9 protein-coding genes are annotated in these 14,656 nt (G+C 57.6%); 2 read left to right on the top strand and 7 right to left on the bottom strand.

Features of this window, described 5'->3' with window-relative positions; all coding sequences use genetic code 11:
- Positions 1 to 186 precede the first annotated feature (186 nt).
- Positions 187 to 687 (top strand): transcription/translation regulatory transformer protein RfaH, encoded by a 501-nt coding sequence (gene rfaH / locus AB5Y82_RS01740; protein ID WP_005339074.1) that lies wholly within the window; start codon positions 187 to 189, stop codon positions 685 to 687.
- A gap of 59 nt (positions 688 to 746) precedes the next feature.
- Here the strand turns inward: rfaH and AB5Y82_RS01735 are convergent, their stop codons facing one another.
- From AB5Y82_RS01735 to arcB, 6 genes are all read right to left on the bottom strand, one after another.
- Positions 747 to 2,723, bottom strand: coding sequence for a methyl-accepting chemotaxis protein (locus AB5Y82_RS01735; protein WP_201902666.1), 1,977 nt, complete (start codon positions 2,721 to 2,723; stop codon positions 747 to 749).
- 39 nt (positions 2,724 to 2,762) lie between these two features.
- Positions 2,763 to 3,974 carry an EAL domain-containing protein gene (locus AB5Y82_RS01730; RefSeq protein WP_111900695.1) on the bottom strand — a complete coding sequence of 404 codons (1,212 nt, stop codon included), beginning with the start codon at positions 3,972 to 3,974 and terminating at the stop codon, positions 2,763 to 2,765.
- Positions 3,955 to 8,196 (bottom strand): transporter substrate-binding domain-containing protein, encoded by a 4,242-nt coding sequence (locus AB5Y82_RS01725; protein ID WP_368173570.1) that lies wholly within the window; start codon positions 8,194 to 8,196, stop codon positions 3,955 to 3,957. The genes AB5Y82_RS01730 and AB5Y82_RS01725 overlap by 20 nt, the downstream gene beginning before the upstream one ends.
- 223 nt (positions 8,197 to 8,419) lie before the next feature.
- Positions 8,420 to 8,623 carry a hypothetical protein gene (locus AB5Y82_RS01720; protein ID WP_005349248.1) on the bottom strand — a complete coding sequence of 68 codons (204 nt, stop codon included), beginning with the start codon at positions 8,621 to 8,623 and terminating at the stop codon, positions 8,420 to 8,422.
- A 315-nt stretch (positions 8,624 to 8,938) separates the two neighbouring features.
- A complete protein-coding gene (gene dgt, locus AB5Y82_RS01715; protein WP_111900693.1) occupies positions 8,939 to 10,303 on the bottom strand; it encodes a dGTPase in 1,365 nt (454 codons plus the stop codon).
- Between the two features lie 51 nt (positions 10,304 to 10,354).
- Entirely contained in the window at positions 10,355 to 12,667 is a 2,313-nt protein-coding gene (gene arcB, locus AB5Y82_RS01710) for an aerobic respiration two-component sensor histidine kinase ArcB (protein WP_368173569.1), read from the bottom strand.
- Positions 12,668 to 12,873: 206 nt separating this feature from the next.
- Between arcB and AB5Y82_RS01705 the strand changes: the two genes are divergently transcribed.
- Positions 12,874 to 13,860: a DUF2860 family protein gene (locus AB5Y82_RS01705; RefSeq protein WP_019446216.1), complete on the top strand. Its 987-nt coding sequence runs from the start codon at positions 12,874 to 12,876 to the stop codon at positions 13,858 to 13,860.
- A gap of 67 nt (positions 13,861 to 13,927) precedes the next feature.
- On the opposite strand, the gene AB5Y82_RS01700 is transcribed toward AB5Y82_RS01705, so the two are convergent.
- Positions 13,928 to 14,626 carry a DUF3334 family protein gene (locus AB5Y82_RS01700; protein WP_021231953.1) on the bottom strand — a complete coding sequence of 233 codons (699 nt, stop codon included), beginning with the start codon at positions 14,624 to 14,626 and terminating at the stop codon, positions 13,928 to 13,930.
- Positions 14,627 to 14,656 lie beyond the last annotated feature (30 nt).

The following is a 14,656-nucleotide window of genomic DNA, read 5'->3' as shown; positions in this document are numbered from 1 at the left end:
CAGAGAGTAATCGCGCTGTGTCCGTTTCACACCTTGTCCCATCGGGCTCTCCATTTATTGGGGGGAAAGGTGTAAACCATATTCAGGACGGGACACACTCGGCAAAAAAGGCCACGCAATGCGTGGCCTTTTTTATTGGCGCCGCTATCATATCCGCGAGCACGGCAACACGAACATACTCATAACATGAAAAAATGGTATCTGGCCTACTGCAAGCCAAAAGAAGAGGCCCGCGCCCGCGCCCACCTCGATGCCCAGGGTATCGAATCCTATTACCCCATGGTGGAGATCGAGAAGCTGCGCCGGGGCAAGCGAGTTCCGGTACGGGAACCCATGTTCCCCAACTATCTGTTTATCTTCGTTGATTTGGAAGAGGTGACACCGGTCACCCTGAAATCGACCCGCGGCATCAGCCGGATCATCCACTTTGGCAGTGAATGGACCCCCATCAGCAGCAAGCTGGTCTATCAGCTGATGAGTCGCGATGACAGCGATGAGGCGAGAGCCAGCTACGCCAGCCTGCCCTGCTCGGGCGACAAGGTGCTGATTGAAGAGGGGCCGCTTGCCGGCTTCGAAGCCATCTATATGGAGCCGGATGGAGAGAAACGGGCGATTTTGCTGGTCAGCCTGCTCAACCGGGAGACCACCAGCAGCTTCGACAACCACACCTTCAGACGTCTGGATTAAACCCACGGGCCAGACGGATCGGTGCATGACAGTAGCAATGGCGGGATGATCCCGCCATCTCACGTATCAAGATCAAAGCGGGTGATGACCGCCTTCAGCTTGCCGGTATCACCAGCCAGTCTGGCTACGATCTCCTCCCCCTGCTGACTACGCTGACAAGATTGCCGACTGAGCGCAGCAATGTCATCGACAGTCCCGGATACCTCGGCGGCCACCCGCGACTGCTGCTCGGTTGCCACCGAAATGGCCTCCAGCTGGCCCGACAGCGACTGCACCAGCTGGTTCATGGCACTCAGGGTATCGGTCACCAATCCAACAGCATCCCGGCCTTGCTCTACCAACCGGGTACCGCTGCTGACGGTACTCACCGTCTGGCGAGTCTGCTGGGAGATGGCCGCAATAGTCTGGCTGATCTCGGCGGTGGATTGATGGGTGCGGGTCGCCAGCAGGCGTACCTCATCGGCCACCACCGCAAAACCTCGGCCCTGCTCGCCTGCCCGCGCCGCTTCTATCGCCGCATTGAGTGCCAGCAGATTGGTCTGCTCGGCTATAGTGGCGATCACCTCGGTGATCTGCCCCACCTGTTCACTCTGATGCTCCAGCAGCCCCATGGCTTCGTTGGCCTGTCCAATCATGGCGGCAATCTGCTGCATGGTATCGCTCATTCGTGCCAGCGCGGCCTCTCCCTGACGGGTCTGCTGCCGCACCTGATGGGCACCATCCGCCACACCGGCAATGTTACCAGCCACATCACGGGCGCTAACCGACATCTGATCGATAGCCGCCGCCACCGCATCGACCCGCTGATCCTGCTCCGTCAGATCCGCCACTATGGCTCTGGTAGTGCTGCCCACATCGAGACAGGCCACCTCGACCTGCCCCACAGCCCCCTGCAACTCCCCGACCAGATGATGTAACTGGGCAGACATCCGGTTGATGGAACCAGTCAATTCTCCCAACTCATCCTGCCCTGTGATTGGCAAGGGCTCGGCCGCCAGCCGACCATCCGCAACCTGCCCCGCTCGGTTCACCAGACAGGCAATGTCACGGGTCAGACGGCGACTAAAGAGCCATGCGACCACCATGCCAAGCACGATGGCGCTGCCGGTAGCCAACAGCAGTGTCTGGTTGATGGCCCTCCCGGCGCGGGTCATCTGCGCCGAAATCTGATCCACCTCGGCGCGGGTTTTCCCCACCTGCTGGACCAGCTGCTCGCTGAGGCTGGACTGCATCGGCTCGATGTCGGTGGCCATCAGGTAGTTTGCCTGATCCCAATCCGGCGCCTGGCGCTTCTCGATCACCTGCCCCACCAGCTCGGAGAAAGGGGTCGCCATCTCTTCAAACAGCTGCCAGAGGCTCTGCTGGGTGTCGGTAAAGAGCGCAACTTGCTGTTTAACCTCAGCCACCCGCTGCTGGTGAAACTGGTAGTAATCCTGATATTTGCTGCGGTATTCGGGATCGCCTGAGATGAGAAAATCTCGCAGTGCGGAGAGGGCGTTGGCGAGGCTGTTGTAGGCATCTCCCACCTGCTTGAGCAGCATGCGGCGATCGCCGGAGAGTTGATCCTGCGGAGTGCCAACTTCTTCATTGGCAAAGGATTGCAACTGATCGAGCGCCGCCTCAGCCAACGGCCCCGCCTCCTGCAGCATCAGGGTGTGAGCGGGCAGATTCTCTTCGCTCTGGGCGATAGTCCACACCTTCTCCTGATGGCTTTTGAAGGTCTCGAGAGACTTGGCGAGCGTCGGACTGAAGGCCTGATGGGCAATGGCCTGCCAGGCCGACTCCCACTCCTGCTTGAGGCGGGAGGCCTGAGCCGGATCCTTGCCGAGGATCAGATAGCCACGCAGGGCAGAAACGGTGGCCACCAGCGCCTTCTGGCTCGCCTCATCCCGCTGCAAGGCGGGCAGCGCCTGCTCCAGCAGGGTGTGTTGGGCCTGATTGATCTGGGTCAGCCGGTAATAGACCAGCGTGGAGGAGAGCAGGATCAGCAGGTTGATAAAACCGAAGCTGAGCAGCAACTTGCTTGAGATTTTCATGAACATCCTTGTTCAAACGGAGGGATCCAGCCAACAGAATCAGATAGATATCAGTGTAGGCAATCTATCTTGCCAAGTCCGGTGCCAATTAGCCAATTCACTGCGCGGCATCGGGCGGGCAGAGAAAAATCCCTGACAGAGGTCACAACCGAGCTGGGCCAGCACTCGCCAGGTAGCCTCATCCTCTACCCCTTCCGCCACCGACTTCAGCCCCAGCTTGCGGGCCAACTCGATACTGGACTCGATGATAGCCAAACGTGACGGATCGGCATGGCAGCGATCGACAAAGGAGCGATCCAGCTTGAGTTCGGTGAACGGCAACAGTGCCAGCTGCTGCATCGAGGAGTAGCCGGTACCAAAATCATCTATGGAGAGGCCAAAACCATGCATCCTCAGCCGGGTCAGCACCTCCAGAGACTTGCCCAGATCCTGCACGAATGCGCTCTCGGTCACCTCCAGGGTGATGAGTTCAGGATTGATACTCCAGCGCTTGCACTGATCAATCAATAAGTTGCAGAGATCCCCTTCAATGAGCGAGGTGGTGGAGAGGTTCATCGACAGATTGAGTGACAACCCGGTTTCCTCCCATAAATGGCCATCACTCAGAGATTTGCTGATGATCACCTCGGTCAACGGATCGATAAGCCCGTTGTGCTCCGCCAGTGAAATAAAACGCCCGGGCGGGATCAGGCCAAACTCGGGGTGTTGCCAGCGGGCCAGCGCCTCCATCCCGACCCATTCGCCGGATGCAAAACTCACCTTGGGCTGATACCAGGGCAGCAGTTGATCTTGCTCGATCGCACGACGCAACTCATTGAGTCCTATTCTGTGCCCCTCTTCCTCCCTGACGGGTTCCTGCCGAGGTGACCAAGCCTGGATAAGCCGCTGGAGCTGCTGCGGCGTTGAGGGTTTCTCTATGCGACCGAGCACCTGCAGGCCATAAGCGGCACTCATACGCAATACGGCTTCCACCACATCCCCCTCAAGCGCACTGGAGAGGATAATGCCGCCCTGAAAACCACCCAGCGACAGGCGTCGCAACAGCGCCATGCCATCCATTCCGGGCATTCGCAGATCACAAAACAGGATATCGACGTTGTGTTGCTGGCTAAGCGCCAATGCCTCGACACCATCAACCGCTTCCAGCAGATTCTGGTAACCCAAGCTGCGGATCTGGTGCAGCAGCGCCTTGCGCTGAAATCCATGGTCTTCCACGACCATGATGACCAACTCATGTTGTGCTTTTTTCATCGAGCCATAATCCAATGTCGTGGGCAATCGCCGTCATCAACCTCTGCACTGTGCTGACCAGATCGTCGAGTTCGTCGAGCCGCTTCAATCGCGCTGCCGATTCCAGCATGGCGGCCTGACTGGCAAGCTCCTCCAACCCGACCATTCGGGCTGCCCCCTTGATCCGGTGGGCGGTCTCTACCAAGGCGCTGGCATCATGACAAATCAGTGCTGCCATCATGGCCTCGCCATCCTGCCGGTTGGAATCGAGATACTCCACCGCCATGGCTCGCGCGGTCAGCTCGTCACCAAAGAGCGCCAACCAGCGCTCAGCTTGCATGCCTGCAGCCCCATCAACGGGCGCAACCGCGCTTCTGGTTGGCGTCCTCTCTGCCAGCCAATGGGCCAGCATCTGGCGCAAGATATCCAGCGGGTAGGGCTTCAGTAGCATGTCACTCATGCCTGCCTCTACCATACGAGCACTCGCCTCTTCTGACGTATCTGCCGTTACCCCTATGATGGGGGCCGTCACTCCCGCAGCCCGCAGCGCCTTGGTCAGGGCATAACCATCCATCACCGGCATATGGCAATCAGTCAACAGCAGGGAGAATTGCTGTCCCTGCCAGGCCCGCAGAGCCTTCTCGCCATCTTCCACGACCTGAGCCTCGATACCAAGAATGGCCAACTGCCGTGCCAGCAAGGCACGATTGACCGGATGATCATCGGCCACCAGTACTTTGCCACCCAGCTTCTCTGCAAGCGCTGGGAGGTGCGGTGTGACCCGCTCCTGTAGCAATTCGTGGCAGCTCTCCAGCAGAAGATCCGGATAGAGAGGAGATAGACCCAGGCGCCACCATTTCTGTTCACCAATCCGACCCCGTAACGCCTCATCGGGTGACGCTATGATCCCCTTCAGCGCAGAGTGTTGCAGCCAGCTTTGCCATTCCCCCCCCAGCGCTTGCTCAAGCCACAGTTGATCGGCCAACAGCAACCCTTCCAGTGAGCGACTGAGCTCATTGGCCCCCAAGTACCTGAGCTTGGCCCCCTGCCGTACCATGGCCGCTTCGAGGTTGGTGTCATCGCTGAAAAACCACCATTCTGTGTCAGCCAGAGCAGGGGGATCCCACTGCGGATTGGTTAGCGGCACGGTAAAGCGGAAGCAGGAGCCCTCTCCTGCCTTGCTGGTCAGTGTCAGTGCCCCCCCCATTTTGCATACCAGCTGCTCACAGATTGCCAACCCCAAGCCGGTGCCACCAAAACGACGGTTGATATCTGACTCCACCTGCTCAAAAGGCGTGAACAGCAGCGCCTGCTTCTCTTCGGCGATCCCGATACCGGTGTCACTGACACTGATGGTCAGTTGCTCGCTCAGGTAGCTGACCCGAATCGTAATACCCCCTTGTTCGGTAAACTTCACCGCATTATTGAGCAGGTTGGAGATGACCTGACCGATACGTACCCCGTCGATGTCGGCCCAATCCGGCACATGATGCTCCCACTCCAGCACCACGTTGAGCCCCTTGTTATGAGCCAGTGCCGCGTGGCCACGAATGGCATCGCAGATCACCGTTTGCAACCGGCTGCTCTGGTAATTCAACTGCAACTGACCCGCTTCTATCTTGGAAAAATCGAGGATGTCATTGACCAGATAGAGCAGGTTATTGGTCGAGGTGACCACATTGCGCACCATAAAACGCTGGTCGTCGTTGAGCTCGCTCATTTGCAGCAATTCGAGCATGCCATGCATGCCTGAAATGGGTGTTCGTAGTTCATGGCTCATGGTTGCCAAAAAGCGGCTGCGAGCCTGCATCGCCTGCTCGGCATAGGCGCGAGCTTCGCGCAACTCATATTCCTGTTGCTTGAGGGCAGTGATGTCCTGAATCACCCCATTAAGGATCAGTGCCTGCTGCTCCTGTCTGACAAAGTTGCCACGCACTTGCAGATAGCGATCTCCATCAGGTCGCTCTACCTTGACCTCCAGATCGAGGGGCGCCAGAGTCTCGGCATGATTGGCCACCTTGCTGACAAACTCCTGCAGGGCCTGTTCGGTAAAGCCAAATACCTCACCACCCGATTCAGCGTTAAATAAATCCTGGTGAGATACCCCCAGAATCTCGTTGGCCCCCTGAGAGGCATAAAGAAAGCGCCCCTTGCCCGGCCCTTGCCACAAATACTGATAGACCACCCCAGGCATGCTGTCGGTAATCTGGGTAAGGCGATTTTCAGCCTGACGGGCGCGCTCCTCCGCCTCCTTGATCCGGCTGACATCGGTCAGTACTGTCAACACCCCTAGCATATTGCCATCGGGATCGCGATAAGGGCGTTTGGCATAGATAACATGGCAGGGCGTACCATCAGCTCGCAGGTTACTGCCTGCCCCCTCCAGATCCTGTCCTGTCTGCCACACCAAACGCTCTTCTTCCAACACACTGTTTCTGAGTGTCTCGGGCATGTTTTGCAGCTCCTCACTGCTACTGCCAGCACCAAGGAAAGCATCGCGATAGGCCTGATTGCACAAGGTGATCCGCTGCTCGCTATCACGTAGCGCCACCATGGTTGGCAGTGAGTTGAGTAAGGTCTGCACAAACAGCAACTGTTCATTCAGCTTGTCCTCTGCGATTTTCCGCTGCGCAATCTGGCGACGCAAACTGCGAGCCCAGAACATCACCAACAAACCGCTGACGAGCAAGGCGCCCCCCCCTATGGCCAACCATTTGTAAATCAGGGTGTAATCAGACTCGATATTGACCGACACATTGAGCCAGCGTCGTTCCAGCAGTTGCCACTCCTCATCTGTGATGGTCAGCAGCAACTTGTCCATGATGTGGAGCAACTCGGGCTGAGCATTATCGACGGCCATACTGATAGGTACGGAAAATTCGGGGGAGCTCAGCACTACCTGATACTTATCATTGAAACCCTTCATCGCCTGCTGTCCCAGATTGGTCATGGTCAACAGCACATATTCGGCTCGCCCAGTATCAAGCAAGGTCAGTAAATCGGCATCTTTGCCTACTTCGATAATATTGGCGCCCAGCGCGTGAATGAGAGAGGCTTCGTAAGAACCCGTCACACCACCAATCAGACGCCCTTTCAGCTCGACCAGCGACTTCAGCGGGCGAGCACCGTGTCTGGCTACGACATAGCTGTCGAACTTCAGATAGGAGGAGGTAAAAGAGGCAAAGGACTGACGATCCTTGAGCGGTGTCATCAAGGGAATAAGGTCCACTTTGTGCTCTTTCAGCAGTTTAAGTGACTCCTGCCAGGTATTTGTCGACGCCAGCTCAAAGCGGATCCCGGAGCGCAGACTCAATAACTTCATCAGGTCTGCCGTATAGCCATGCAATTCACCTTCGTCATCGATTTCGCTGATGCCGGCAAATCCGGGGGCAACGGCGAACTTGATGACCCTGTTTCTCTGCTTCAGCCAAATAGCCTCATCTGGTTCCAGCAACAGACCAGCGTTGGCGCGTTCATTTTTCTGATGCAACCGTAATCGTGAGTCTGCAACGGGTATCCGTTGATATGCCTGCCAAAGCTTCTCGCTCAGCTCTGGCTGGCGGGAGCTGGTCGCCATCGTCAGCGTGCTGCCAGAAAGCCACCCAGGAGCGACAACCCCCATTGATGCAGGCATTCTCTCCATCTTAAGGGAAACAATGGGTTCCAAATCAAGATATGCATCGACAGCGCCCAGCTTGACCATATAGGTCGCCTCGTCACGGCTCTCAAGCTCAGTTACACCAGAGATCCCCAAACGATCCAACTCAGTGCAACTGCCAAACCCGCGAATACAGACCCAGCGTAACTTGCGCGCCTGCTCCAGGGTCAATCGCTGATCCGGGGTATGCATTAAAATGGAGCGAGCATAAGAACCGATACTGCCAATAGGGTTTATCCCCTTCAATTCAAGAGCATTACGTTCGACCCCGATTAATGCATCGATCTGGCCGCCTTGGAGAGCAATCTGGGCATCCACGTAGGAGTTGTAGGGGATATAACGCAATGACACGCCCATTTCGGCTGCAATGCGCGAGGCCAGCTCCTTGAGCGGACCGGCATAACGCTGGTTGGGGAGTTGATAGATGAAAGGGAGATAGCCGCCACGGGGAACCCCAACCAGCAGCTCCTTTTGTGCAGAAATCTCGTTACTTGTGCTCTCATCTTGCGGTTGGGGAGCCGCAACAGCCAACATGCCCGAAAACAACAGCAAAATGGGAAGAAAAAGCTGACGAAGGAGTGGCATAAGATCTTGTCCTGATGAGTAAAACAGATAGGGCTGCCACCTCTAATCTTGCAGATCCTGACGACGCAAGGCGAGAAAACAATCGCAGCTGTTACAAAGAGGGCGGAGAGGATAATACTGAGTCACCAACATGTGAACCTGGAATCAACCGCAAGATGGAAAAATGGCAGGCATGCAGCCTGCCATTTCACTAGCGAGGGGGATCTTATTCTCCCCTTCGCGATCAGGTTATTCGATTCCCGAGGCGGAAGCCGGTTTGATACTCCCGCTCGCGAACGAGGGCAATTTGACCCTGATATCCTTCCAGCCCGATATCCCTGAGCAGGGCGGGCGACAGATTGACCTGCACGAGACGACGCTCGACCCGGGCAATCCTTCTCTGGACCAAGGATTCAACACTGCGCAGTAAAACCAGTTCGATAGACATGACATTCTCCAGTTGAACATGCGGTTCTCCCGGAGAAAGTGGATATCACCCTGCGGGACGAACCGCGGGTGATAAAAAGACAGGGGTTACCTGTTTACGCCACGCGGTAAAAGAGCACGAGATTTCACGCCGCACGCAGTGCCGCGAGAGAATGCAATATTAAGCATCAGATGTTGCATTTTCGTCTCCTTACCGGGTAAAAGTTGAACAGGTTGCAGAAGTCTAAAAAATATCCGAATTTAAAACAAGCCTCTTGCGACTCCTTTTTAAACGTTTTTACGGCATTTTATGCTGCCCGACAGGGAGCTTGGGGCATCAGATCCCCGAGAGTAGCCGGTACTCTTCCAGTACATAGGTATCCGTCATGCCGCTGACATAATCGAGCAGCAGCCGCACCCGGTAATACCACTCCTGCTCGTTCTGGCAGGCAAAGCGCGGATCCGGGGTGGCGATCGCCAATCGATAGGCCTTGAGATGGCGGGCCGAGAGACGGTGATAGAGGCGGCGCGCAAAGAAAAGCGTCTGACTCCCCTCCCCGGCCAGCAGACGGGCAAACTGTGGCGCTGGCAGCGACAACAGGCAGGCATAACTGGTCAGCACCCCGCGCAGCGCCGCATACCCCTCCAGCTCAAGCGCTTCCACCTCGGGGCGCATAAAGACCAGCTCACGGGCCACCCGCTTGAGGATATCGAGCACCCGCGCCGCCGGCGCCTGGCCATGCAGCAGCGCTTGCGGATAGGAGCCCTGCAAAATGGCCTGATGTTCGCTGACATAGCTCTGCGCCGCCAACGCCACCAGATCCCGGGTCAGCTGCTGGCGAAAATGGGGGAAAAAGCCCCGACCACTGGCAAGCGCATCATCCAGCAAGGTGCCCATGTAGTCACTCTGGTCAGCAGCTCGCAGCGCCGCCAGCAGTTCACCCTGAGTCAGGATCCGTCGGTCTACCGCATCTTCCAGATCGGCGATGCAGTAGGAGATGTCATCGGCCGCCTCCATGATGTAGACCAGCGGATGACGGCAACCGGGGGCCAATCCCAGACTCTGGCCGAGGGCACGGTAGAGCGGCTGCTCGCTAAAGAAGATGCCTCGTTTGCTGCTCCAGCCATGATGCTGACCATAGCTCACCCCGGGCTGGGGCTGCTGCGGGTATTTGCAGAGCGCCGCCAGTTGTCCGAGCGTCAGGTTAAGCTCGTGCAGGCTGTGCACCAGCCGCAGACTCTGGGCGTTGCCATCAAACAGTTGCAGGTCCTGACGCAATTCCGCCCACTGGGCCGAGGGGGGCTGCGCCAGCGCCTGCTGATAGAGGGGATCAAGCATCTCGCCGAGCCACTGGCTCATCACCTGCTCGCCAAAGTGGCCAAACGGCGGGTTGCCCACGTCATGAAGCAGGCAGGACATCTCCACCAGATTGATAAAAGCCCCTTCACAGACCATCCCGACTGGCAAGGCGGCCAGAATGCGGCGGCTGATCTGGCGGCCGGTCTCCTGCACCTCCAGCGAGTGGGTGAGGCGACTGCGCACCGAGGCCTTCACATCGAGCGGAAAGACCTGGGTCTTCTGCTGCAACCGGCGTACCGGCGCGGCCTGCACGATACGGGCGCGATCCTGCTCGGTCGCCTCCAGCAGATCCTCGTCCCCCCAGGGGTGGATGCGCGCGGGGGTAATCAAACGGCTATACATCTCGCAGCTCCTTGCCAGCAACTTCCATCAGACTCAAGACAACCTCCAGCCTCAAGACAGCAACCAGCGCCGCAGACGGGCGATATCGCCCGGATATTCGCGGCGCAGCGTCTCAATCCAGTCCTCTACGTTCTCCCACCAGGCGGGGTGATCCGGGCTCTGGATCAGCTGGGCCGTCTGCTGCAATCGGCGCAGGCCAATGGAGCCTGCCGCCCCTTTTATCTTGTGTGCCTCTTCCACCACCCCAGCTTGATCCCGGGCGATCATATTGGAGTCGAGCACCGCCATGTAGTCCGGCATCATCTTCTCGAACAGCTCAACGCTGGAGAGCAGCACCGGCTTGCCCACGGTATCGGCGTAATCGGTGAGGAAGGGGATATCCAGCAGGGCATCCTGATTGCCCGCATCCGCCTGCTCGTCCGCTTCATCCTCGGCCAGATCGGCAAACAGGTGACCAATCACCTCCCGCACTGCTTTGGAGCCAAGCGGCTTGTTAATCACATCCTGCATGCCGTGATCCCGGTAGTACTGGCGATCGCCGGTGGAGTTGGCGGTGAGTGCCACCATGGGTGGCAGGCTGTCGCCATAACGCTCCAGCAGGGTTTTCGCCACCTCGAAGCCGGTCATGTCCGGCAGCTGGATATCGAGCAAAATGAGGTCGAAATCATCCGGGTTGGCCATCGCCAACGCCTGGGTGCCGTCCCGTGCCACCTGCACCTGATGACCCAGCTTGCCCAGCAGGGCGCAGGCCACCGTCACGTTAAGCTCCACATCCTCCACCAGCAGGATATCAAGGGAGGGCATCTCCTCCTCCTGCTCTGGCAACACAGGCTCGGCGCAAGCTACCTCCAGCTCGGCGGTGAAGCAGGAGCCTTCGCCCGGATCGCTGTCCACATAGAGTTGACCACCCATCGCCTGCACCAGCTGACGGGAGACCGCGAGCCCAATGCCGGTGCCGGTGGCGTGCTTCTTGCCCTGCACCTGATAATACATGGCGAAGATCTTCTCCTGCTGGGCGCGCGGGATACCGATACCGGTATCCTCCACCTCGAAGTGCAGGGCCAGCTTGCCCGGCTCGTCGGCGGGATGGGAGAGGCAACGCACGGTGACGCCCCCCTCATCGGTAAACTTGACCGCGTTGCCCACCAGATTCCACAGTACCTGACGCAGGCGGGTACCGTCAGCCATCACAAATTGCGGCATGTCGCCATCGCGATCGAAATGGAGATAGAGCCCCTTCTGCTCCGCCTGAATGCGCGACAGGGTCTCCAGCTCATCGAGGAAGGCGGGCAGATCGATGCGGGTCGGCGCAATTTCGAGGCGACGGCGATCCAGTTTGTCCAAGTCGATGATGTCGTTGAAGATATTGCCAAGGGTCACCGCACTCAGGTGAATGGTCTTGAGCTGCTGATGCTGCTTGGGATCGAGGGGGGTATCCATCAGCATCCGGCTTAAGCCCACGATGCCGTTGAGCGGAGTACGCAGCTCGTGGCTGATGGTGGAGATGAAGGTGGTCTTGTCGCGGCTCGCCTTCTCCAGCTTGTCCTGATACTGCTTGCGCTCGGTGATATCGCGGCCAAAACCGAGCAGGCCGAGTCGCTTGCCGAAGCGGTCGAAGAAGGGCACCTTGCGCAGCTCGAAGTAAGCCTTGCGGCCATCGGGATACTCCAGCCACTGCTCGTAGGTGAGCGGCTCGTTGCTGGCAAAAACCTGCTTGTCGGTCTCCACCACCTTGTTGGCGATCTCCTGCTTGTAGACATCGAACGGGGTCAGACCAATCAGCTCGGCCTCCACCTTGCCGGTCAGCTCCTCCATGGCGCGGTTGCAGCCGGAGAACTGCTCATCCTCGTTGCGGTAGTAGACCAGATCCGGGGAGCAGTCGATAAAGGAGCGCAGCAGGGCAGTACGCTCCCCCAGATGAAGCTGGGCTTTCTCTCGCTGGAACACCTCATTCTCGAGATCCTCGATGGCCTGCAGACGCAGACTCTCGGCCCGGTTGGTCTCGGCAATCTGGGCGTTGAGGCGGCTGATGTTCTCCTGCAGCTGGGTATTGAGCTCCAGATCCCGCTCGCGCATATCTTGCAGCTTGCGCACCATCCTGCTCAGTCGCTGACGGGAATCCTCCAGCTGATCCACCACGATGGAGAGAAAATAGACCGCCCAGGGGGTCACCAGCAGGCCAAAGAAGACCGAGCGAACGAAGTCGATCACATCGATATTGCCGCGCAGGAACAGGGTCACCCCCATCTGGATGGCGACCGCCAGCACGATAATGCCCGCCGCCAGGAACATGCTGAAGCGCACCAGTCCCAGCTTGGTCATCAGATCGACATAATATTGCGCCCAGGATTTAATCTGTTTCATCTTATTGTTTTCCCCCGATATTCGCGGTACAGAATACCAGCACAACCGAGTGAACTCTTCTTAATCTCGCACAATTAATTAACGATTCGCCGAATGAAATGAGTGGGTTAGGATAATTGGCAATATTGAGTCAGTTGCCATTAAGGTTTTTTCTTTATACTCACCGGCCGAAAAAATTCACCACCATTTAATTTAGGAGTTATTCGATGCGCAATACCACCTTGCTGGGCCTGGGCCTGCTGGTCGCAAATAGTGCTTATGCTGATTTGGGTGAAATACCCAAGGAGTCTGGCTGGTCCGGTTTCCTGCTTGGCGGGGTCAGTGTCATCAATTACGAATCGAATTTTTATAGTGGTGATGATGAAAACCGCCGCCTGAGCGGACTGGGCAGTGCCGAGAGCAGCTCCGCCGTTGCCCCGCTGCTCAACGCCGATATCCGCTACACCTTTGCCGATACCCGCACCCAGGTCTTCCTCGGTAACCTGATCCAGGATGCCATCCGTTTCGACTTCACCCAGCAGCTCGGTATCCGTCAGGAGATGAGCGACAAGGGCATCGTAGCTGGCTCCGTGGTCTTTAATGCCATGCCGACCGAGCAATGGAGCGATCCCTTCGCGGTGGGTGTCGACCGTCAGTCGACCGATATCAAGTCAAAAGGGGTTCGCTTCGCCTGGGACAGCATCTGGGGTAGCAACTTCAATGGTAGCCTGACCACCCGCAACATCGAGGTGGATGAGGAGCGCAGCGGCAGCCAGTACGGCGCCGATACAGCAGCCAAACTGGATCGCAACGGCAAGATCCACGCCCTCGACCTCTCCTACAAATGGCAGCTGGCACCCGGTCAGATGCTGGAGCCAGCCTTTATCTACCGTCAAGCCGATCTGGATGGCAGCGCCCAAAGCTACAAGAGCAACGGCCTGCAGTTGACCTACGGCATGCGCGCTTCCCAGTGGTCTTTCGTCAGCAACGCCTATCTGGGCCAGACCAAATATGATGAGGCCAACCCGATCTTTGGCCAAAACGCCGACTCCGACGAGTTTGCCCTGACCGGTACCTTCTTCTGGCACCGCCTGTTCGGTATCGCGCCGCTCTCAGCAACCTTTACCGCTGGCTATGCCAAGTCCGATTCCGACATCAACTTCTACGATTCTGAATCCGTGATGTTCAACACCGGCCTGCTCTACAACTTCTAACAACTGTTGTTCGCACCGATACAACAAGGCCACCCGAAGGTGGCCTTGTTGCTATCCGGCGTTTGACTCAAATACCCAGAGAGTCGAGTAGATCGTCGTGATCGTTGGCGACCGGGGCCGCAGCCTGAACCGGCTTGGCGGCATCCTGTTTGGCCTGGGCGATCAGCGCATCGGGATCCAGCTCTTCATGCTCCATTCCCTCATTGTGGATGCGGATGAACTCGGTTTTGTCCATCGCCAGCTCCAGATAGAAGATGTTATTGCGGGCGGTGAAGAAGGTGACGCGGCGGGACTCCGGGCTGTCGAGATTGGTATCGACGCTCAGCATCACCTGCTTGTTGAGGGCCAGCATCTTCGGCTGGTTTTGGGTGATGTGGGTCTGCAGATCCCGGCCCACCTTGACGGTGAAGCTGCCGACGATCTGGTTCATCAGCTCGCCCATCACGTTGCTCACCTCATCAGAGGTGTGGGAGATGGCGAGATCCTCCTTGGAGAGCCCCATGCTCAGCATGTAGCTCTCGTACAGCTCCATGGCGGCGGCGGCGGAGAAGTTGATTACCACCAGACCGGAAAAACCGCCATCGAACAGCACGAAACAACCGATATCCGGCTTGAGGCAGGTCTTGCTGATCCGCTGCACCATGCCGGAAAACCGCACCTGACTCATGGTCGCGGCACTCAAAACGTCCGTCACCGAGTTGCACAGGCTGAGCAGCACATCCTCTGTGGTCAATACGGCATCGTCATCGGATCTTGTCACTATCATGGGACCTTCCTGAACATCGAAAATGGGCTT

Origin of the sequence: Aeromonas sp. s13, assembly GCF_040907905.1 — a bacterium.
GTDB classification, from domain to species: Bacteria; Pseudomonadota; Gammaproteobacteria; order Enterobacterales; family Aeromonadaceae; genus Aeromonas; species Aeromonas veronii.
Note: the sequence above shows the minus strand (reverse complement) of the source record. Positions and strands in the feature narration are given on the sequence as shown.

What these genes read in the sequence shown, in the direction of transcription:
- AB5Y82_RS01700 (WP_021231953.1), bottom strand. Translation starts at nt 14,626, where the DNA reads ATGATAGTGACAAGATCCGATGACGATGCCGTATTGACCACAGAGGAT.
- arcB (WP_368173569.1), bottom strand. Translation starts at nt 12,667, where the DNA reads ATGAAACAGATTAAATCCTGGGCGCAATATTATGTCGATCTGATGACC.
- AB5Y82_RS01725 (WP_368173570.1), bottom strand. Translation starts at nt 8,196, where the DNA reads ATGCCACTCCTTCGTCAGCTTTTTCTTCCCATTTTGCTGTTGTTTTCG.
- rfaH (WP_005339074.1), top strand. Translation starts at nt 187, where the DNA reads ATGAAAAAATGGTATCTGGCCTACTGCAAGCCAAAAGAAGAGGCCCGC.
- AB5Y82_RS01735 (WP_201902666.1), bottom strand. Translation starts at nt 2,723, where the DNA reads ATGAAAATCTCAAGCAAGTTGCTGCTCAGCTTCGGTTTTATCAACCTG.
- AB5Y82_RS01720 (WP_005349248.1), bottom strand. Translation starts at nt 8,623, where the DNA reads ATGTCTATCGAACTGGTTTTACTGCGCAGTGTTGAATCCTTGGTCCAG.
- AB5Y82_RS01730 (WP_111900695.1), bottom strand. Translation starts at nt 3,974, where the DNA reads ATGAAAAAAGCACAACATGAGTTGGTCATCATGGTCGTGGAAGACCAT.
- dgt (WP_111900693.1), bottom strand. Translation starts at nt 10,303, where the DNA reads ATGTATAGCCGTTTGATTACCCCCGCGCGCATCCACCCCTGGGGGGAC.
- AB5Y82_RS01705 (WP_019446216.1), top strand. Translation starts at nt 12,874, where the DNA reads ATGCGCAATACCACCTTGCTGGGCCTGGGCCTGCTGGTCGCAAATAGT.